Source organism: Desulfobacteraceae bacterium, from assembly GCA_022340425.1.
Lineage (GTDB): Bacteria > Desulfobacterota > Desulfobacteria > Desulfobacterales > JAABRJ01 > JAABRJ01.
Window position 1 is genome coordinate 29334 of record JAJDNY010000199.1, and the last position, 19086, is coordinate 48419.

At 62.4% G+C, this 19086-nt stretch carries 18 protein-coding genes; 11 read left to right on the plus strand and 7 right to left on the minus strand.

What is annotated here, in order from left to right:
• Positions 1-55: 55 nt before the first annotated feature.
• Entirely contained in the window at positions 56-1021 is a 966-nt protein-coding gene (locus LJE63_17275; GenBank protein MCG6908359.1) for a class I SAM-dependent methyltransferase, read from the minus strand.
• 526 nt (positions 1022-1547) lie between these two features.
• Between LJE63_17275 and LJE63_17280 the strand changes: the two genes are divergently transcribed.
• Both LJE63_17280 and LJE63_17285 read left to right on the plus strand, forming a co-directional pair.
• Positions 1548-2663 (plus strand): hypothetical protein, encoded by a 1116-nt coding sequence (locus tag LJE63_17280; GenBank protein ID MCG6908360.1) that lies wholly within the window; start codon positions 1548-1550, stop codon positions 2661-2663.
• A gap of 81 nt (positions 2664-2744) precedes the next feature.
• Complete coding sequence (locus LJE63_17285) at positions 2745-3173, plus strand: FKBP-type peptidyl-prolyl cis-trans isomerase (GenBank protein MCG6908361.1); 429 nt, start codon at positions 2745-2747, stop codon at positions 3171-3173.
• A gap of 70 nt (positions 3174-3243) precedes the next feature.
• Here LJE63_17285 and LJE63_17290 read toward each other — a convergent pair whose 3' ends face one another.
• Positions 3244-4308, minus strand: a complete 1065-nt coding sequence (locus LJE63_17290; protein MCG6908362.1) for an endonuclease/exonuclease/phosphatase family protein — start codon at positions 4306-4308, stop codon at positions 3244-3246.
• Between the two features lie 44 nt (positions 4309-4352).
• Entirely contained in the window at positions 4353-4886 is a 534-nt protein-coding gene (locus tag LJE63_17295; protein MCG6908363.1) for an NUDIX hydrolase, read from the minus strand.
• A 177-nt stretch (positions 4887-5063) separates the two neighbouring features.
• On the opposite strand from LJE63_17295, the gene LJE63_17300 reads away from it, so the two are divergent.
• Both LJE63_17300 and LJE63_17305 read left to right on the plus strand, forming a co-directional pair.
• Positions 5064-6140: a DUF1786 domain-containing protein gene (locus tag LJE63_17300; protein MCG6908364.1), complete on the plus strand. Its 1077-nt coding sequence runs from the start codon at positions 5064-5066 to the stop codon at positions 6138-6140.
• 225 nt (positions 6141-6365) lie between these two features.
• A complete protein-coding gene (locus tag LJE63_17305; protein ID MCG6908365.1) occupies positions 6366-7475 on the plus strand; it encodes a DUF4388 domain-containing protein in 1110 nt (369 codons plus the stop codon).
• A gap of 17 nt (positions 7476-7492) precedes the next feature.
• Here LJE63_17305 and LJE63_17310 read toward each other — a convergent pair whose 3' ends face one another.
• On the minus strand, positions 7493-8905 hold the full coding sequence (locus LJE63_17310; GenBank protein MCG6908366.1) for an aldehyde dehydrogenase family protein: 1413 nt from the start codon (positions 8903-8905) through the stop codon (positions 7493-7495).
• Between the two features lie 107 nt (positions 8906-9012).
• Between LJE63_17310 and LJE63_17315 the strand changes: the two genes are divergently transcribed.
• The 5 genes from LJE63_17315 to LJE63_17335 all read left to right on the plus strand — a co-directional run bounded on the left by LJE63_17315 (position 9013) and on the right by LJE63_17335 (position 12463).
• On the plus strand, positions 9013-9351 hold the full coding sequence (locus LJE63_17315) for a hypothetical protein (GenBank protein ID MCG6908367.1): 339 nt from the start codon (positions 9013-9015) through the stop codon (positions 9349-9351).
• A 45-nt stretch (positions 9352-9396) separates the two neighbouring features.
• Complete coding sequence (locus LJE63_17320) at positions 9397-10134, plus strand: tetratricopeptide repeat protein (GenBank protein ID MCG6908368.1); 738 nt, start codon at positions 9397-9399, stop codon at positions 10132-10134.
• A gap of 146 nt (positions 10135-10280) precedes the next feature.
• Positions 10281-10775, plus strand: coding sequence for a zinc ribbon domain-containing protein (locus LJE63_17325; protein ID MCG6908369.1), 495 nt, complete (start codon positions 10281-10283; stop codon positions 10773-10775).
• Positions 10776-11220: 445 nt separating this feature from the next.
• Entirely contained in the window at positions 11221-11409 is a 189-nt protein-coding gene (locus LJE63_17330) for a hypothetical protein (protein MCG6908370.1), read from the plus strand.
• Positions 11410-11527: 118 nt separating this feature from the next.
• Positions 11528-12463, plus strand: a complete 936-nt coding sequence (locus LJE63_17335) for a glycine cleavage system protein H (protein ID MCG6908371.1) — start codon at positions 11528-11530, stop codon at positions 12461-12463.
• Positions 12464-12484: 21 nt separating this feature from the next.
• On the opposite strand, the gene LJE63_17340 is transcribed toward LJE63_17335, so the two are convergent.
• From LJE63_17340 to LJE63_17350, 3 genes are all read right to left on the minus strand, one after another.
• Positions 12485-13000 (minus strand): zinc metallopeptidase, encoded by a 516-nt coding sequence (locus LJE63_17340; GenBank protein ID MCG6908372.1) that lies wholly within the window; start codon positions 12998-13000, stop codon positions 12485-12487.
• Between the two features lie 82 nt (positions 13001-13082).
• Entirely contained in the window at positions 13083-14435 is a 1353-nt protein-coding gene (locus tag LJE63_17345; GenBank protein MCG6908373.1) for a sigma-54 dependent transcriptional regulator, read from the minus strand.
• Positions 14432-15967, minus strand: coding sequence for a PAS domain-containing protein (locus tag LJE63_17350; protein ID MCG6908374.1), 1536 nt, complete (start codon positions 15965-15967; stop codon positions 14432-14434). Before LJE63_17350 ends, LJE63_17345 begins: the two co-directional genes overlap by 4 nt.
• Positions 15968-16754: 787 nt before the next feature.
• Between LJE63_17350 and LJE63_17355 the strand changes: the two genes are divergently transcribed.
• Positions 16755-18458, plus strand: coding sequence for a metal transporter (locus LJE63_17355; GenBank protein ID MCG6908375.1), 1704 nt, complete (start codon positions 16755-16757; stop codon positions 18456-18458).
• The gene (locus tag LJE63_17360; GenBank protein MCG6908376.1) at positions 18455-18985 is read left to right on the plus strand and encodes an O-acetyl-ADP-ribose deacetylase; all 531 of its coding nucleotides are present in this window, start codon (positions 18455-18457) and stop codon (positions 18983-18985) included. The genes LJE63_17355 and LJE63_17360 overlap by 4 nt, the downstream gene beginning before the upstream one ends.
• Positions 18986-19086 lie beyond the last annotated feature (101 nt).

Below are 19086 nucleotides of genomic sequence, written 5' to 3' on the forward strand. Positions count from 1 at the left end.
CGGGCGGGACCCGGTTCTCGCCCGCCGGCAAGCTTCTCTGCCCCGCCTTTTCTAGTCATCCCTTTTTCGCAATGATCACCATTTGATCCACAACGCCACGGGGCGGCAGCACCTCCAGCACCTGGAATCCCGACCAATTTTGGCGAATCCAGGACTCTGGAACCACCGCTTCCCCATAGAAATCAGCCTCCAAAGGGCCGCCACCACCCGTAGGCGCATAGCAGAAGCGCCCCGCGGAATAGTCCGCAAGCGCTTTGTCCGCATCGGGAAACGCGTCGGTGGCAAGCATGGATTGGCGCAGGCCGCGGGACTTTCCCTGTTCCCGCTTTTCAGCGAGCAACCGCAAAAAATTCGCGCTGCGCGTCGTAACCACCAGCAATCCCCCTGGTCGAAGCAGCCGCCGGAACTCGGCAACCCAAGCCAAATGCGCCTTTTCGGACAAGTGCGAAAACACGGAATAGAGGTAGGTTACGTCAAAGCTATTGCTCGCATAAGCCGTTTCCGGCAACGGGGAAATTGTTCGAAACTCGCACCAGCGGTTGTCGCGTTTGGCGACCGCCACAATCTCCGCCCAGCAGTCGCAGCCACGCAGTTGGCAATGGGGGATGTCGCGCATGAAGAAGCGTAAAATGCGCCCCCAGCCACAGCCAAAATCCAACAGCTCAAGTTCCGCAAGCGGCCTCTGTATATAGCGTCCTGCCGCCCGCGCAACAATTCCTCGGAACGCCATTGCCTGGCGAAACGTCCGTTCCCCGGCATCGCCCGTCCAATTACGCCGATGGTACGGCGAAGGAATCCCAGGCACCAGCCCGCGCGCCTCCTGACCCAATTCCGCAGAATGCACCAAGGTCCAGTAGAAGAACCCGTCGTGCATGCCTCCCAGAAATGACAGGGGAGTCGCACGCTCATCGGTTTTGGCAAGCTTGTCCAGGTAGGCGGCTTCATAGAACGGGTAGCGGCACTGCCGAAACGGCGCGCTCAAAAGACGCCAATAGCCTCTTACAATCGTTTTCAACCGCATGAGAGGTTCGAATCTCCCTTTGTCCGATCAGTATCCGCTGGGTAGCTGCAAGTCGCCCCTTCCGCAAATACCCAAGGCCTGATGAAGCAGTAAAAAGTCAAAAACCAGGCGGTTTCGAAAAAAGTTCAATTTCAAGGCGCGCAAATCTCGAGGAGTGAGGGGTACTTATGTACGCCGCAGCGACTTCGAGGTGAAGCGCAACGCAGAAAGTGGACTTTTTGCGGAATCGCCAAGGCCTTATGCACAGCGGGCTAAGGCCGAGGCCCTTTCACCCGTAAGTGCAGCATACCCCAATACCACGTCAATCCAAACCCGTTCAACACCCGGAAAGCGCGGGCGCCTGCACGAGCTTGCAGCTTGCAGTTCGCAGGGTGTCCCGCTGCCTCTCATCCGCTCGCATATGATATTTCCGTCTGTGGGTGACGCGTTGTTGCCGCCTCGACCTCGAGCCGCGGAGACAAGGCCGGGGATGAAGGCCCCTGCCAAGTGCAATTTGATTGAGATTTAGATCGATAAGCGCTATCATATGACCGTCTTTTTGGCGCGGCCGCTCGGCCTCGGGTTGGGGTTGATGGGTTCGGCGGCACTTTCCACCCGGATTTGTGGAGTGAAAATGATCCCTTTCCAAAGAGGCCATTTAATCCGCTTAATGCTCTTGTGCATCACCTGCTGTTTCGGGGCGCTGGCAACTCCAGCCGCAGCCGTCAGGCCGGTACCGTCCAACCTGTTCAGCAGCGGCGACTCGATGGGTGAAGGTATCGCCGCCGACGGCGTCATCGGGTCAACCCGGCATGATATGGTGTGGTCCACCGGCTACAACCGCAACGACGTTGTTTACAGTCTGAACGAGCGCTTTGAGGATAAGGACCCGGACGGGTATTACCAGAACAATGCCGAACGGGATGCCATTTTCAACCACGCCGTAAGTGGTGCCAAAATGGACGACTTCAAGGGGCAAGCCGATGAAATTGTTGCCGCTGCCGGCGCGACGCCCTCCGGGAAGGCGGGCATGATCACCCTGCTTATGGGCAATAACGATGTTTGCGCAGACAGCCTGGCGGATATGACACCACCTGAACAATTCGAACGTTTCTACCGCGACGGCCTTGATGTGTTGGCATCATCGGAGGCTACCCGGAGGGCCTATATCCACGTCTCCAGTATTCCTGCGATCTATTGGCTCTGGTATGTCAAACGTGCAGACAACTGGTGCCGGGTCGTTGCCTGGCCTTTCGTTCCGTGCCAGAATCTTTTAAATGATCCCGACGATGACTGCGGAAGCGGGGGCTCCAGCCAGGACCCCGACACCATCCATGAGGATGACGGCCCCAACTGCCGACGGAGGAAAGAATTTCATGCGAAAATTCGGGATATTTACAACCCCATCCTCAAGAACGTCCTGCAGGAATACATCAACGACGGGCGCCTCCCCAATGCGTATTTCGTGGATATATTCGACATCCGATTCGAAGCGCTGCACGTCAACGACGGTGACTGCTTTCACCCGAGTGTCGAAGGGCAAAAGGCCTTAGCCGAAAATCAGTGGTGCGGCTCGCCCTGGCGTCTGGTGGATCCGTTTTGCGGGCCGCCGCCAGCAACCCCCTGGATACCCCTGCTGCTGCTTGACGGTGCAAGCCCTTGATCTCACCTTCCCGGGGCCTTGGGGTGTATGGCGAAGGTACAAGTGATTTTTCCGGTTGCCAGGTAGCAATGGGAGGCTGTTATGCAGAAAGTTCCTGCCATCATAACCGTATTTACGCTGTTTTGCTTTCTTGCCAGCGCTCCTTTGGCAGAGCAAGGCGTGATCGTTATGGAAAGCGGTTTGAAATACGAGGATCTGGTGGTGGGTTCCGGCCCGGAGGCAGGCGTTGGCAATATAGCCGTGATCCACCTAAAGGGATGGCTGGACGGCAATGGCCAAAGGGGAGCGGGATTTATCGACTCAAAAGAACGTGGCAAGCCGGTATCGTTTAAAATCGGCACTTCACACGTCATGAAGGCTTGGAACGAAGGCATACCCGGCATGAGAGTCGGAGGCAAGCGCCGGCTGATGGTCCCCTCCCACCTGGGGTATGGAGCTAAAGGCGCCGGCGAACATGTTCCCCCGAATGCGGACTTGATCATCGAGGTGGAGCTGTTGGAGGTCAGATAATTCAAGGATCCCGCGGGCCGCTGCGATATTTTTCATTGGAGGAGCTCATCATCCGATGTTTACCGGTCCGTCAGTTTTGTCCATCGTCAAGCAGCAGCAAGGGGACGTTGGGCAGCGGGGCCTTGAATGGCAACTTTAGGGTGACCACAACGGCGGCATGATCTGAGACCGTTGGCGATACCCCGTTGGGTGCGTTGGGATTGAAAACCACCTGGCTGTGAAGGGGAGTCCCGAAACCACGCGCAAAGATGTAATCGATCCGCCGCGCGTTGCTGCCGTTCAGGTCTGAAACGCCCACCGTACAGTGTTCGTCAGCATTTTTTTCATCCTCACACAGCGTTTCCAAGGTCTCCTTTCCGCCCGCTGCCGCGATGATGTGGTCGGCATAGGCGTCGGTAAACCCCTCGGCAAGAACTCTTTCGTAAAGGAATCTCTCATCGCCGTCGTTGTCAAAGAGATCGAAATTCATATCGCCCCCCAAAACGGTCGGTCGTGGAGCGCCGCTATTGTTTTTAAACTTATTTATGAAATTGAAAACCGTATCGAGTTGATCTTCACGGTCCGCAAGGTTGCAGCGGGCGCAAAGATGGGTATTGAACACATCGATTTCGCCGAAACCAGGTATAACCAGACGCGTCATCAACACCCTGCGGGCAAGCTTTACCTCAAAGCCCATGAACTCCTCTTCGGTTACTCCCGGGAGCCCGTGGTCGTCGCTGAATTCTATGTCAAAACGGCTCAAAATGGCGTTGGCCAGACTCAGTAAGTTTGGCACCCCGGTTTCAAAAGCGGATCGCGAAAAATACTTCAGCCTGTGCTCATCACGCAGGATGTCCCTGAGGTCTACGGCACTGTTTCTGGTATTGACCAGCTCACCGCCCACCACCTCCTGCAGCAACAGGACATCCACGTGGTTGGCGGCCACGTAGTCGGCGATTCTCCTGAGTCTTTTATTACGATCGTCAACCTCTGAAAACAGCAAGTTGAGTGTCATGAACTTCACGCTTTTAATTTTGGCGCTCCCCGTTTCCTGGGCCATACCCGTTCCGGGGTACGATCCAAAAAGGGCCAGCATCAAAAATACAAAAGCGAAAACAGACCAAGACGACCTTGTCATTTTACCCAATCGGTTCATAATCTGGCTCCTTCTGGACACCTCAACCCGCCGGCCGGCGGTTTTCAGCCGTTTTGCAGCCGCCTTTCGGCCAGCAGCAGGGCGGTGATGGTTTTGGCGTCCTGGATCTCGCCGCTTAAGACCATCTCCACGGCCCGGGGCAGGGGGGTCGGGTGGACGGAAAGCAGTTCGTCGGCATCCAGATCCTGGGCCGACGGTGTCAGGCCCGAGGCCAGAAAGAGGTGGATGCGCTCATCGGCGTAGCCCGGCAGGGGGGTGATTTCCCCGAGCTTTTCGAAATCCCGGGCGGTGTAGCCGGTTTCCTCGGTCAGCTCGCGGCGGGCGCAGGCCTCCACGCTTTCCTGGGGATCCAGGGTCCCGGCCGGTATTTCCCAGATCCAGCCGCCCACGGCATGCCGGTACTGGCGCAGCAGCAGGACGGTTTTTTCGTCCAGGAGCGCCACGATGGCCGCGGCCCCGGGGTGGCGGATGACATCGATATCCACGCGGACCCCGTTTGACAGGGTAATATTCTCGGTGACCAGCCTGAACACCCGGCCGCGGTGAACCGGGGTGATGCGGTTGACGGTGGCGTTCACAGGCGACTCCTTTCGGCTGTCGGTGGGGTGCAATCGCTATCTCGGCGGCCCGGGGAGCGACTATAGAGCCAAAGGCGGTTGTTGTCAAAAGCGGGGCCGGCGCGTTTTGGGCCCGCCGCTCGAGCCGGCGGCCCGCATCCCTCGGGGGCTGCCGGAAAGGCCGGAAAGGAGGGTTGGGTGAGTCGATTTCTGCTGGTGGATATCGGGGCCGGAACCATGGATGTGCTCTACCGTGACGATGATGCCGGCCTGACCTACAAGGCGGTGGTCAAATCGCCGGTTCTGGCGGTGGCTGAAGCGCTCCGGGCGCTGCCCGGGGATTTGCTCGTGGATGGCGTCGAGATGGGCGGCGGCAGCGTCGCCGCCGTCCTCAAAGAGCGCGCCCGCCAGGCGGTGGTGGTGATGACGGCCGCCGCCGCGGCCACCGTTCACCACGACCGGCGGCGGGTGGAGGCGGCCGGCATCCGGGTCATCGCCGACGCCGAGCTGCCCGTCGTGGCGGCCGAGGGGCGGTGGCAGCGGCTGACCCTGGGGGACCTGGACCCCGGCCGTTTGCGCCGGATCGTCACGGGCTTCGGCGTGCCCTTCGAATTCGACGTTGTGGGGGTCTGCGCCCAGGATCACGGGGTGGCGCCCGCCGGCGTTTCCCACCTGGACTACCGCCACCGCCTCTTTCGCGAGGCGCTGACCCACCAGCCCACGCCCCACAGCCTGCTCCATTCGGCGGCGGATGTGCCGCAAACGATGAACCGCCTGCGGGCCCTGGCGCACAGTGCCCAGAGGCTGCCGGCGGTCGAGGTCTACGTGATGGACAGCGGCATGGCGGCGATTCTGGGGGCCAGCCTGGACGCCCAGGCCCGTGGCCGGGACCCGATTCTGGTGCTGGACGTGGCCACCTCCCACACTGTCGGCGCCGCTCTTGAAGGGGGTGAGATCGCGGGCTTTTTCGAGTACCACACCGCGGAGCTCACCTGCGAGCGGCTGGACCGGCTGATGGTGGCGCTGGCCGAGGGCCATATGCGCCATGGCCAGGTCCTGGCCGAAGGCGGCCACGGGGCCTATACCCGCAGGGCCGTGGGGTTCGACCGGGTGGCGCTGATTCTGGCCACCGGCCCCCGGCGCAGCCTGTTGCGGGCCTCCCGCCTGCCGGTGGTCTGGGGAGCCCCCGGCGGGGACAACATGATGACCGGCACCGTGGGGCTGCTGGAGGCCATCGGGCGCCGCAAGGGGCTGCCGCCGCGGGAATATATCTGAGGGCTTCCCGGGCGCCCGGAAACGGTTCGGCGCGCCAGACAGAAGGGTCTCCGGCCGAAAATGAAACCGGCCGCCGCCGATTGAGGTCACCCGCTATTTGTGCTAAGGGTGGCCAAAACGGCACCTGCATTTCGGCGGGCTGTTGCCGCCCGAGCCCCTCGGGGACGCGGTGCCAAGGCGTCATATATTTGCCGGTGTCCCTCAACCGGTGCACAGCAGGGGGTTATGGATACGGTCCTGATCGTCCTGGGAGACGCGGAAATCCGCGACGGCCTTCAGACCAGCCTTCAGGCCCTGACCGGTTTGCGCCTGATTGCGGCCCAGGACGAAAAGACGGGGCTGGAGCGGCTTACGGGCGAAGCGGTGGACCTGCTGGTCACCGAACTGACCTTTGCCCAGGGCGACGGGCTTGCTCTGATCGCCTTTCTGAGCGTCAACCGCCCCGGCACCCCCCGGGTGGTGCTGACCGAGCGCCCGCTGCCGGGCGGCGCCCAGTGGCGCGAGGGGCTTTACTGCCTCGCCATGCCCTTCGAATCCTTCCAGCTGGCTGCAGTGGTGCGCGAGGGGCTGACGCGGCGGGGCGAGGCGGCCGGCTTGTCCCTTCGCCCGCTGCTGCCGTTGGTGGCCGAGGCCCGCAAGACCTGCCGCCTGGAGGCCAGCGCCGACGAGGGCCGCAAGGGGTATTTCTACTTCGAAAACGGCGAGCTCAACGAAGCCCATTGCGGCGCGCTGCGGGGCCAGGCGGCGGCCCTGGCGATGCTGGCCTGGGACGCGGTGCACATTCGCTTCGACAGCTTGCCGGCGCGGCGGGCCGGGCGCCGCCTGCCCCAGAGCCTGGAGAGCCTGCTGCGGCAGGTTCAGAGCCCGTCACCGCCGCCCGCCCCTGCGCGAACCGCCGAACCTCCCCCGTTGCCGGCGCCCGTGCGCCACTATCCGGCGGCCGAAAAAATGCGCCTGGGGGAAGCCCTGGCGGGGCATCTGCCGCTTTTCAGGGGGATCAAGGGCTACCAGGCGGTCGGGGTGGTGTCGGATGAGGGCCAGATCCTGGCGGCCGACGGGGTTGAAAGCGACGGCGCGACGGTTCTGCCGTATCTGGCTGCGATTCTCCACCGCATCTTCAAACCCGCCCGCGCCGCCGCCGGGAGGGCGGGCATGCAGGACTGTCACGCCCTGAGCGTCCACAGCGCAGGCGCCACCGTGCTGATTGCGGGCGGTGCGGCCAGCGCGGAAAGCGGTCTCTATCTTTTCGGAGTGGTGGAGGCCACGGGCAACTGGTTTTTTCTGAAAACCCAGCTGGCCAAGGCCGCGGCCGAGATCCTGGCGCCGGCAGGTTGAACCGAGTTCCGGCGTCTTTAAAGATGCATGACCACCGTTTTGATCTCGGTCATCTCGCGGATGGCATAGCGCGGGCCTTCCTTGCCGGTGCCGCTTTCCTTGAGGCCGCCATAGGGCATCAGATCCGCGCGCCACTGGGTGCCCCAGTTGACCATCAGGTTGCCGCTTTGCACCTGGCGCACGAATTTCATTGCCCAATCCAGATTGCGCGTAAAGATCCCGGCGCTGAGGCCGTAGCGGGAATCGTTGGCCAGCGCGATGGCCTCCTCGAGGGTGTCGAAACGGGTCAGGGCCACGGCCGGCCCGAAGAGTTCCTCGCACGACAGCCGCATGCCGGGGGCCACCTCGGCTACCAGCGAGGGGGTGAGCAGGTTGCCCTGGCGGCTGCCGCCGGTCACCAGGCGCGCGCCGCCGTCCACGGCCTCGTGGATCCAGCGCTCCACCCGGAGGGCGTCATCCCGGCGGATCATGGGGCCCATCTGGGTGGCTTCCGCCAGCGGGTCGCCCACCGTGATGGCCTCCACCCGCGGTTTGAGGGCGTCGATCAGGTTGCCGTGGATCCGGTCGCTGACCAGCACCCGTTGGGTGGAGATGCACACCTGGCCGGCATTGGCGTAGCCCGAAACGGCAACGGCGCGCGCCACCAGGTCCAGGTCGGCATCCGGCATGATGATCAGCGGCGCGTTGGCGCCCAACTCCAGGGTGACCTTTTTGATGCCGGCCACCCGGCAGATCTGCTCCCCCGCATCGCGGCTGCCGGTGAAGCTGATCTTGCGCACCCGCGGGTCGGCGCAGAGCTTCGCCCCCACGGCGGCGCCCGAGCCGGTGATGCACTGGATGCCTTCCGGGGGAAGCCCGGCTTCCAGCAGCAGGCCGGTTAAATTCAGGGCGGTCAGGGGGGTGTCCGAGGGCGGTTTGGCGATCACGGCATTACCGGCTGCCAGCGCCGGGCCGACCTTGTGGCACAGCAGGTTGAGGGGGAAGTTGAAGGGCGTGATGGCGACCACCACGCCGCAGGGCACCCGCAGGGTAAAACCGAATTTGCCCTCACCGCCGGGGGCGGCGTCCAGGGGCAGGGTTTCCCCGCTGATGCGCCCGGCTTCCTCGGCCGAGAGGGTGAGGGTTTCGGTGGCGCGCTCGACCTCCACCCGCGCCTCGCCGATGACCTTGCCGCTTTCCTGGGTGATCAGGCGGGCGAACTCCTCCTTGCGGGCGGCCAGCATTTCGGCGGCTTTGTGCAGGATGCGGGCGCGCTCGCGGGCCGTCAGGGCCGCCATGACGCCGGCCCCGCGAGCTGCCCCGGCCAGGGCGGCCTCCACCTCGACCGGACCGGCGCTGGGGACCGTGTCCACCAGGCTGCCGTCAAAGGGGTTGTGGACCGCGATGGTCTCGGCGGCCGAGACCCACTTCGTGCCGATATACATTTCCATGAGGACCTCCTTTTGTGAAACTCTGAAACCAACCTAAAATGCGAACCAAAGCCGGAGGCGTCAACCGACTGCAGGGTTGTCCGCGCCGCCGGCAGGGGAGAAGCCCAATGAACTACGAGGAGATTTTGTTCACCAGCGAGAATCCCGTGGGGATTCTGACCCTTAACCAGCCCGCCGAAGCCAAGGCCCTGGGCCTGGTCAACCGGGTGGTGCCCCGGGAGGCCCTGGAGGCCGAAACCCTCGCCCTGGCGCGCCAGATCGCCGGCGCCAGTCGTCTGGTACTGGCCATCGGCAAACAGGGGTTTTACGACCAGATTGATCAGCCCGATGACGCGGCCCTGAATTACGCCAAGCACACCATCGCCCTGAACCTGGGCGGCGAGGATGCCCAGGAGGGGATCCGCGCCTACCTTGAAAAACGGACCCCCGAATGGAAAGACCGTTGAATCGCCGCCGCTTTCTGCCCCACGGCGGCGTCAGGCCCTAATGGGATGAAGCCTTACCCTGATTCCTATTTAAATTCCCTGCGGGAAACCGCGCGCAAGATCTCCCTGGTGGGCCATTCCGCCGAGGCGCTCAAAAACAGCGTGGCGGAGCTCAGCCAGAATCTCGAGGTCCTGGAGCTCTACGGGATCGAACTGCGGATGGAGGATTACGTCGGCCGGGCGGTCCACCTCTTTTTCCTGGGCAACTACGCACCGGCCCTGCAGAGCCTCGAAAAGGCGATTTCCCTGGCCCCCGATGACCCCGCCCTCTGGACCCACAAAGGGATCCTGCTGATCCGTCTGGGGCGGCTTTACGAGGCGCTTTTGGCCGCCCAGAAGGCCGTCGGCCTGGATCCCCGCAATGCCGCCGCCCGCACCTGCCAGGCATTGGCCCTGGAGGCCGCGCGGCGCTTCGGCGAGGCCCTGGCCGCGGTGGAGGCCGGCATCGCCTGCGCCCCGGATTACGCCCCGGCCTGGGCCCTCAAAAGCGGCATCGCTTGCCGCCTGGGCCGTTATGACGAGGGGCTCGCCGCCGGCCGGCAGGCTCTTTCGCTGGATGCCGCCAACCCCACCGCCTGGTACAACCTGGCGTGCCTGTTGGCGCTCAAGGGCGAGGTGCGCCAGTCCCTTTCGCACCTGGAGCGGGCGGTCGCCATCGACCCCGCCTGCAGCGCCATCGCCCGGCGTGACGAGGACCTGGCAATTCTCAGGCAGATGCCGGAATTCCGCCGCCTCACCGCCTGAGATGGGCGCTTGACAAACGTCCGGGGTCCACATAAAAAAACCCAACCTGCGGCCGGCGAAAAGCCGGCACGCGCGGGATGGGGGAAAAAAAGCCCGCTAAAGGGGGCTTCGCAAACGCTTCAACCTGCTGTCACAGAGAGCCTGCCATGCCGATCTACGAATTTTACTGCAGCCGCTGCAACACCATCTACAATTTCTTCTCGCGGCGGATCAACACCACCAAGGTGCCGGTCTGCCCCACCTGCGGCGATGTACCATTGAACCGTCAGGTCTCGGTCTTCGCCGTCACCGGCCGCGCCCGGGAAGACGGGGAGGCCGACGATCTGCCCTTCGATGAGAGCCGCATGGAAAAGGCCATGCAGATGCTGGCCGGCGAGGCCGACAAGATCAACGAGGATGACCCCCGCCAGGCGGCCGCCATGATGCGCAAACTCTCGGATGCCACCGGCCTGGAGCTCGGGGCGGGCATGCAGGAAGCCCTGCGGCGCATGGAGCGCGGCGAGGACCCGGATGCCATCGAGGCCGAACTGGGCGATCTGCTGGAAACCGAAGACCCCTTCCAACTGCCCGAAAAAAAAGGCGCCGGCAGCCCCGGGCGCCGTGCGGCGCCGCGGCGCGACGAAACCCTCTACGACCTATAGAGCGGCGGCGTCCATCTCGATTTCACCACGGTGCTTGGGACGCGTTGCGGGTTTGGGGGCCAAACCTTGCCGCTGCAGCCAGGCGCGCCCTTCGTTGCACCTCAAATACCCTTCGCACCCCGAGTTTTGTGCGGCTGAGTTTTTGAGTGCAGCGGATGGCTACAGCAGGTGTAGCTATCCGCAACAGGTCAAGTAACCCACCTTAATTCCAACCTTTGGTTCGGTCCCGGCACCCTCTGTCCAGGGGAGTGTGGCCGTTTGAATCACCCCGGCTGCTCCGCCTTCCCCGTCCGCCCGCTTCCGATATGAATCAAAATAAGACATTATTTCATTAAGTTAGTTTCATATCCGGCAGTGGTCTGGCCGCCTGGCACCCGGCTTGCTGTTTATCGGGGGCAACCGCCGCAGACCCCATCGGTTTGCCGCCATGAAGGAGGTGAGTGCCATGACCAGACGCCGTCTGTCCCCCATTGTTGCCTGCCCGCTGGCATCCGAAGTGGGAATCCCCAGAAACTGCATGCGAAATCAGGCCTGTCAGCGCTGCGCTTTCGCCGAGTGGGTGGATGACACCTGCCCGGAGTGCGTCACGCTCCCGGCCCTTGAGGCCCCGGAAGCCCTCGCCTCTGCGGCATGAAGGTGTTTCCGGGCACCGCCTTATCGACGCCCTCCCCGTCGGGTGCCAAAAGTCGCCCCGGGGGAGGAGAGACCCGCCGCCGCACACCAGGCGTGGCCGGTGGCGAAGGAGGACCCCCATGAAAGCGTCATCCAAAACCAAAATTCAGGGATTTCAGGTCGTGGAAAAGGAATGCATCTGGATGAAGGCCGGCGTGATCAATTTCAGGATCTGTGATTCGGCTTACGACTGCAGCCGCTGCGCCTTCGACAAGGGGATGCGGCGGGCCATGGGGATCGACCCCGCGGCGCGCACCGAAAAGATCGCCCCTGAGTGGGCCGCCCATCTGCAGAAGAAATTCGCCGGCGCCGATAGGCCGTGCCGCCACAGTTTGACCGGGCGGGTGCAGGCCCCCAAAATCTGCATGCTGAATTACGAGTGCTATCACTGCGCCTACGATCAGATGCTCGACGACATGGACCTCAGTCCGTCGACCCGCCGGCCCCGGACCGTCCTGGCCGGAGGCTATCTCCTGGCCGAGGACTATTACTACCACCCGGGCCACAGTTGGGTGCGCATCGAGCACGGCGGGCGCAGCCGGGTCGGCCTGGATGACTTCGCCGCCTGCCTCTTCGGCCCTTCCCGGCAGGTCACGCTGCCGCCCCTGGGGGCCGTGGTCCAGCAGAATCAGATCGGCTGGAGCTTCCAGCGTGACGGGCGCGAAGCCGCGGTTCTGTCGCCCCTTTCGGGAACGGTCCTGGCCGTCAACCCCGACGTCCAGGCGCACCCCGAAATCCTCCATGAGGACCCGTACCATGGGGGCTGGCTCTTCATGGCGGAGCCCACACGGCCACACAAGGATTTGAAGAATCTGTTTTTCGGCGATCAGAGCCGCTGCTGGATGGAGTCCGAGTCGGAGCACCTGCTGGGCATGATGGGGCCGGAGTACGGGGGACTGGCCGCAACCGGCAGCCGCGGCATTCGGGATGTGGTGGGCGCCGTGGACCGGCTGGATTGGAATGCCCTGACCGAGCGGTTTCTGCAAACCGTGACCCGCCCCCCGGCCGGGGTGTGAAAACCGGCGGCCCGGGCGGGCCTACGGCTGGCAGAGGCGCTGGTCAAGCTGGCGCCGGCAATAGCGGCACAGGGCCAGGCGCCGCTGGTCCAGTTCGTGGACGTCGCCGGAGATATGCATCACACACAACGGGTCGGGGCAGTGGACGATGCCGAAGAGGTGACCCAACTCGTGGAGCGCCACCTTGGCGCAGCGCTCCAGAAGCGTGGGCTGGGGAGAAGCGCCCGGTCCATCTTTTTCCGCCAGGCGGCACAGCGACACCAGGGCGCATCTGCCCCCCTGGCGCGCTTCGCCCAGAACGTAGGTGAAAATCGGAACAAAAAGGTCGCCTTCCACGACCCCGATCCATTTCCGGCAGCCCGGGAAGGCCTCCCGCTCCAGGCGCTGGATGATCTTGCCGGCGTCGAACTGCATGCGACCCGCATCCAGGGCATACACCGGCGCGGGCAAGCCCGGCAGCACCTCGGCCGGCAGTCCGAAAAACGCGTGGATGTGCGCGGCCACCACCCGGGGGGCCACCGCCGGGACCCGGCCCATGGCTGCCACGCAGATTTTTTCGGTGGCTGGGCGATCGGGAGGCTGGCGAGGCGCTAGAGCTTGCCGGTTGGCGGGCGCCATATCACCTCTGCGGCCCCCGGGAGAGCTGAAGCCGCTTGATCTTGCGGTGCAGCGTCACACGGTTGATGCCCAGCACCGCGGCGGCGCGGGTGATGTTTCCGGCGCAGTCATCCAGCACCTGTCGGATGTATCCCTTCTCCATCTCCAGCAGGGACCCGCCGGGTGCCGGCTTGGTCTGAGCGGCATGCAGGAAAGCGAAGTCGTCGACCCCCAGCAGGGGCCCCGTGGACAGCACGACAGCCCGCTCGATGGCGTTTTCAAGTTCGCGGACATTGCCCCGCCAGCGATAGCCTTGCAGCATTTTCAGGGCCGCTTGGGAAATATGGTCGACCTTGCGGCCGGTTTCGTGACTGATCTTGGACAGAAAATGGCGCGCCAGCAGGGGGATGTCCTCCTTTCGCTCCCGGAGCGGGGGAATGGCGATGCGGATGACGTGGATCCGGTAGAAAAAGTCCTCCCGGAAACGGCCGGCGGCGATTTCCTTTTCCAGGTCCTTGCAGGTGGCGGTGATCAGGCGAAAGTCGACCGGGACGGTCTGGCTGCTGCCCACCCGCGAAATGCGCCGCTCCTCCAATACGCGCAGCAGGTCGATCTGCATCTTCATGCCGATCTCGCCGATCTCATCCAGAAAGAGGGTCCCGCCGCTGACCACCTCCAGAAACCCCTTGCGGGGGTGGGTCGCCCCGGTAAAGGCCCCCTTCTGGTGACCGAACAATTCGGTTTCCAGAAGGTTTTCCGGCATCGCCCCGCAGTTGAGCGCCACAAACGGGTGGTGCGCGCGGCGGCTTTTGGCATGGATCGCCTTGGCGACCAACTCTTTGCCCGTTCCGGTCTCTCCGGTCAGCAGCACCGACGTGTCCTGATCGGCCACCTGCGTGATGGTGTCGAAAACCGCCTGCATGGGGGCGGAGCGGCCGATGATGTTTTCGAAGCGGGTTTTCTTTTCCAGCTGCGCCTTCAGGTAGTTGCACTCCCGGGCCATGTCCAGCTGCTGATCGATCTTCTCCATCACCAGCGTCAAGTATTCGGGCTTGAAGGGCTTGATCAGATAATCGCTGGCCCCCTTTTTCATGGCCTCGACGGCCGATTCGATGGACCCGTAGGCGGTAATGATGACCACCACGGCGGCGGGGTATTCGGCCTTGATCCTTTCCAGCAGCTCGATCCCGTTCATCCCCGGCATCTTGACGTCCACAAAGAGCAGTTCGGCCGGACGGCCGGCCATCTTCTCCAGGGCCTCCGCGCCCGAGGCGGCGGTCGCCACGGCGTAGCCGCCGTTTTTGAACCAATGGAACAGGGATTCGCGCACGATGCGCTCGTCATCGACAACCAGGATCTCGGGTTTGCTCTTCATGGCGCGCCTTTTGGCCGGTCGTTGGCGGCATCGGTCTGGGGAAAAGTGAGCACGAAGCGGCAGCCAGCACCCGGCCGGCTGTCCACGGCGATATCGCCGCGATTCGCCTTGACCGTGTCATAGACGATGGACAACCCCAATCCCGTCCCCTGGCCGGCGGGCTTTGTGGTGAAAAACGGGGTGAAGATCTTGTCCTGGTGTTCTTCCGGGATCCCCATACCGGTGTCCGCGATCTCGATCTCAATCTGTTTCTTTTCGCGATCGCGTCGGGAGCAAACGCTCAGGGTGCCGCCATCGGGCATGGCTTCAAGGGCATTGAAGACCAGATTGAGAATGCATTGCTGCAGGCGCAGGGTGTCGCCGCTGAGGGTCAGCGGGGTTTTGGACAGGCACGTCCGGAGGGTGATCCCCTGCATCTGCATCTTGTGACGGGTCAGGGAGATCACCGAGGCGATGGTGTCGTTGACATCGATGGTCTTGGACTGCACCGGCCGTTCACGGGAAAAGGAGAGGAGGCCGGAAACGATGCGGCCGCATCGTTCCAGTTCCTCGGCCATCATGGTCAGGTATTGCCGGAATTCCGCAGCCTGGGCGGCCGGAAGCCCGTCGTCGGTGAGCATCGACTGCATCACCGAGGTGAAGGTCAACAACCCTTGAATCGGGTTGTTGATTTCATGAACGCAACCGGCCACCAACTTTCCCAGGGAAATCATGCGGTCTTCCTGGACGAGCTTTTTGAATTCCAGTTTGAGCTTCTGGTAACGGCCGTTCCAGCGGGACTCGATCTCACTGCTGATATCGCGCCAGATTTCGATCACCCGGATGATGGTGCCGTCGGGATCGATGAGCGGGTAGGTGACGATGTTTCCGAAAGATGCCTCGAAACCCGATCCGGCCATCTCGTGGATGACATGCGCGGACTTGCCCGTGCGCAGGGTCTCGATCATGGGGCACTGCAAATCGGGCCGGGCATGCGGGCAGGGCATGCTCAGCCCGTGGGAAACCTCGTAGCAGTAGGCCCCGACCACTTCCTTCTTGGCCTTGTGGACTTTTTTGAGAAACGCCTCGTTGGCTTCGACCACGGTGAAATCGGTGTTCAGAACGACAATGGCCGCATTGCTGTGCTGGATCAGGATGTCGGTGGACATCTTTTCCAGGACCACCTGGCGTTCCAGCGACTTCATGCGCTGGTCGGTCATGAACAGAGACCGCAGCAGCCGCCCGATGTTGTGTTCGATGACGCCCACCCCCTTGGGTCGGGCGGCGATCAGTTCGATGAGCAATTTGCGGCTGTTGGTCAGCTCGACGATGCTGTCGAGATGTTCGATGGCGAAAAGATCCCGATAATCGCGGGTGGTGAAAATCCCCATCTCACGGGCCAATTGAAACCCCTCGGCCCTGGGGTCGGTGTCACACACGCCGACGACGTGGATATCCAGCAGGGGGAAAGGCTCTCTTTTAAGAAGCTCCAGGAAGTACCGGCAGGCCCGCCCGCCACCGACAATGGCCAGGTTGAGGGGTATTTTCTTCAATTCCTCCCCCTCGGGGCCACGGCCGCGGTCTGACTTGGAAGAAACCACAAATTCCATGAGCTTAATTCTATGGCAAAAGGCCGATACTTTGTCAAAGGCAAAACCCGGCCTGCGCTTAAGGGCCGCGGCAAGAAATAATGCCACATCTTGCTTGTCTTTTGGCCCGTCACTGGCGTTACATCCGCCGGCACATATCCCGATATGCACCGGCGAATGTGCCTTGGTGGCGAACCAAAATCCGGCGCCATATTGTGGAATTTTTTTTTGCCGCGACCCTAAGGCCCTTGTCTTCGGGTTTTGGCGCGCCCCATCCAATATATTGCATCGCAAAAGGATCGGGCTTGTTCCGGAAGAATTGAGGGTGGTCCGCAAGAAGGCAGGGAATTGGCGGAGAAAGACAATTTGTGCAACGCAACAATTTTTACTTGACAGAGGCCGGCTGGAATTTTATCTTAAGTATGTTTCGGGAACCGCAGCCCGTTTCACGAATTTGTCCCGCATGGCAGCCAAGGCCGCAAGGCCTGGCGCCGTTGCCCCAACAAAACGGCACGTTTGGGAAAGTTTGAGAATTTTCGCTTGTCTGGGGGATATTTTACGCCGAGGCCCTGGAGGTCGATGGGTATAATTAACCCTGGCGGGCGGTGCCGGTTGCACCCATCCTGCTTTTTTTTGGGGGCAAAGCTCCTGCTTTATACCTTCCCCAGCGCCGAATTGCCGCCCGAGGAGGGTGGAATAGGGGTCAACTCCCAAATTTTATTCAATATTTGCAACTCGGAGATGGTTCAACATGAAAACTTCGGATCCAAAAACGCCGGTCGAACAGCCCAAGGACAGTCTAATCACCTCCCCTTTCCATTACCCGTCCAAGTGGCTGCAGCGGTTTGGCGACGTCCTGCTGTCGGCAACCGAACAGACCAAGGCGGCCCAGATTTACGCCAACGGCGTTTTGAAATATCTCGGAGAATTCACTGCGCCCTATTGGATCGCACTGAGTGCCTTCAACTCCACAGAGCGGAAAAAGCTGGGGCAGGTCCACCCCCTGGAGACCATGAGCGATTACATCGAACTGCTGCGGTTCAACCAGCAGGTGGCCGAAAAAGGGCTGGCCAGCACCCTGGAGTCCATGAACCTCTTTCACGCCCGCAAGGTCAGTGAAGGCTTTTTTGCGTGGCTCAACACCCTCTTGGGTCGCGAGAGCGAGGATATTGGCACCTTCACCGCCCGGCAGCGGGAGTTGATCGAAACCGTTGTCAATGGCTATCCCCAGGCCATTCGGGATATCAAACCCGAGTATGGTTTCGACTTCGAACACGGGGACTACCTGAAGGTCGCCGAAACCGAGCGCTTTTGCCTCTACCAGGTGTTTCCGCTGGCCGAAGGGGTCAATATCCGCGAAAACGGCAAACCGATTATCATCCTGCCCCCCTACGTCCTGGGAGCCAACATCCTGGCCTTTCTGCCGGGGGAAGGCAAAAGCTACGTGCACTGCTTTGCCAACCAGGGGATCCCCACCTATATCCGCATTCTGAAGGATATCGACACCACCCCGGCCGTGCAGACCATGACCGGTGAGGACGATGCGCGCGATACCCGCCATTTCTGTGAAACCCTCATGCGGCGGCACGGCCGCCAGGTCACCTTGAACGGTTTCTGTCAAGGCGGTTTTATCGCCATCCTGGATCTCCTCTCCGGCGAACTGGATGGGCTGGTGGACGCCCTGATCACCTGCGTGACCCCCATGGACGGGACCCGCAGCAAGTCCCTGATAGAATACCTGTCGCACCTGCCGCCACGCTTCCGGGACCTGGGCTATGCCGTCAAAACCCTGCCCAACGGCAACCAGGTGGTGGACGGCTCGGTGATGAGCTGGGTTTACAAGCTCAAGAGCATGGAAAGCGAAGCCCCGCTTTTCTCGCTTTATCGGGACCTGATGATGTTCGACCGGCCGGGCCGTAAAAAGGTGACCATCAGCAAGACCGCGGCCGCCATCAATCACTGGCTGATCTATGAACGCAACGATCTGCCGGTGGCCATCACCCAGCTCAGCTTCGACTCCTATACCCGTCCGGTGCAAAAGGACGGCACCCTGCCGGTGAAGCTCTTCGGCCGTTCGCTGAATTTCAAGCGGCTGGCGGAAAAAGGCATCCGCTTCCTGATGTGCTACGCGGAAAGGGACAACCTCGTGGACCCGGAGGCTGTCCTGGCGCCGCTGGACTTTGTCGATGCCGAGGTGACCGTTTTCCCCAAGGGCCATGGGGCGATCGCCACCTCCTGGTCCCTTCCCACGGACTGCGTCATTCATGACGGGAAGACGAGTCCCAACCTGCTCTGCTCCCGGGGGGCCAGCCCATCCTGCCGCATCAACCACTGCGGCGCTCAAAACTGCCGCGGGCCGGTGCGCTTCCAGCTCGACCTGGAGGAAGAGCTCCAGCCCACGGCGCCAAAAACCCGGCGGGTTGCCAAAACCAGACCCACAAGGAAGCCGAGGTGACCGCCGCCAACCGTGACCGGATCGAAGCCCGACAGGGCGATATCACCCAATTGACCGTGGATGCCATCGTCAACGCCGCCAACCAGACCCTGCTCGGCGGCGGCGGGGTGGACGGCGCCATTCACCGTGCGGCGGGGCCCGAGCTCCTGGCGGAGTGTCGCACCCTGGGCGGCTGCCCCACCGGGGAGGCGCGCTTGACCCGCGGCTACCGCCTGCCGGCGCGCTACGTGATCCACACCGTCGGGCCGGTCTACCGCGGCCACCCGCGCGACAGCCGGCTGCTGGCCGCCTGCTACCAGAACAGTCTGCAGTTGGCCGTGGACCACGGGCTGCACTCGATCGCCTTTCCGGCCATCAGCTGCGGGGTTTACGGCTACCCCATCCGCGAGGCCTGCCGGGTTGCCGTGGATACCACCCTGGCCTTCGTCGAACGGTATCCCAGCATCGAAAAAGTGATCTTCATGCTCTTCTCCCCGGGCGATCTGGCGGTCTACCAAGACTATCTCGCCCGCCGCGGCTCTATCTGATCCCCGGAGGCCCCCTGGGAAGGGCTTTCCCGCGGCCGCAAGCGGTGCTTCATTGACAAACCGAACCGATGTGGCTATCTTGCGGTCGTCTTAACAGGACG

Bases quoted from the DNA above. Each gene is read 5' to 3' on its own strand.
- LJE63_17275 (MCG6908359.1), bottom strand. From the start codon at position 1,021: ATGCGGTTGAAAACGATTGTAAGAGGCTATTGGCGTCTTTTGAGCGCG.
- LJE63_17280 (MCG6908360.1), top strand. From the start codon at position 1,548: ATGACCGTCTTTTTGGCGCGGCCGCTCGGCCTCGGGTTGGGGTTGATG.
- LJE63_17285 (MCG6908361.1), top strand. From the start codon at position 2,745: ATGCAGAAAGTTCCTGCCATCATAACCGTATTTACGCTGTTTTGCTTT.
- LJE63_17290 (MCG6908362.1), bottom strand. From the start codon at position 4,308: ATGAACCGATTGGGTAAAATGACAAGGTCGTCTTGGTCTGTTTTCGCT.
- LJE63_17305 (MCG6908365.1), top strand. From the start codon at position 6,366: ATGGATACGGTCCTGATCGTCCTGGGAGACGCGGAAATCCGCGACGGC.
- LJE63_17310 (MCG6908366.1), bottom strand. From the start codon at position 8,905: ATGGAAATGTATATCGGCACGAAGTGGGTCTCGGCCGCCGAGACCATC.
- LJE63_17315 (MCG6908367.1), top strand. From the start codon at position 9,013: ATGAACTACGAGGAGATTTTGTTCACCAGCGAGAATCCCGTGGGGATT.
- LJE63_17320 (MCG6908368.1), top strand. From the start codon at position 9,397: ATGAAGCCTTACCCTGATTCCTATTTAAATTCCCTGCGGGAAACCGCG.
- LJE63_17325 (MCG6908369.1), top strand. From the start codon at position 10,281: ATGCCGATCTACGAATTTTACTGCAGCCGCTGCAACACCATCTACAAT.
- LJE63_17330 (MCG6908370.1), top strand. From the start codon at position 11,221: ATGACCAGACGCCGTCTGTCCCCCATTGTTGCCTGCCCGCTGGCATCC.
- LJE63_17335 (MCG6908371.1), top strand. From the start codon at position 11,528: ATGAAAGCGTCATCCAAAACCAAAATTCAGGGATTTCAGGTCGTGGAA.
- LJE63_17340 (MCG6908372.1), bottom strand. From the start codon at position 13,000: ATGGGCCGGGTCCCGGCGGTGGCCCCCCGGGTGGTGGCCGCGCACATC.
- LJE63_17345 (MCG6908373.1), bottom strand. From the start codon at position 14,435: ATGAAGAGCAAACCCGAGATCCTGGTTGTCGATGACGAGCGCATCGTG.
- LJE63_17355 (MCG6908375.1), top strand. From the start codon at position 16,755: ATGAAAACTTCGGATCCAAAAACGCCGGTCGAACAGCCCAAGGACAGT.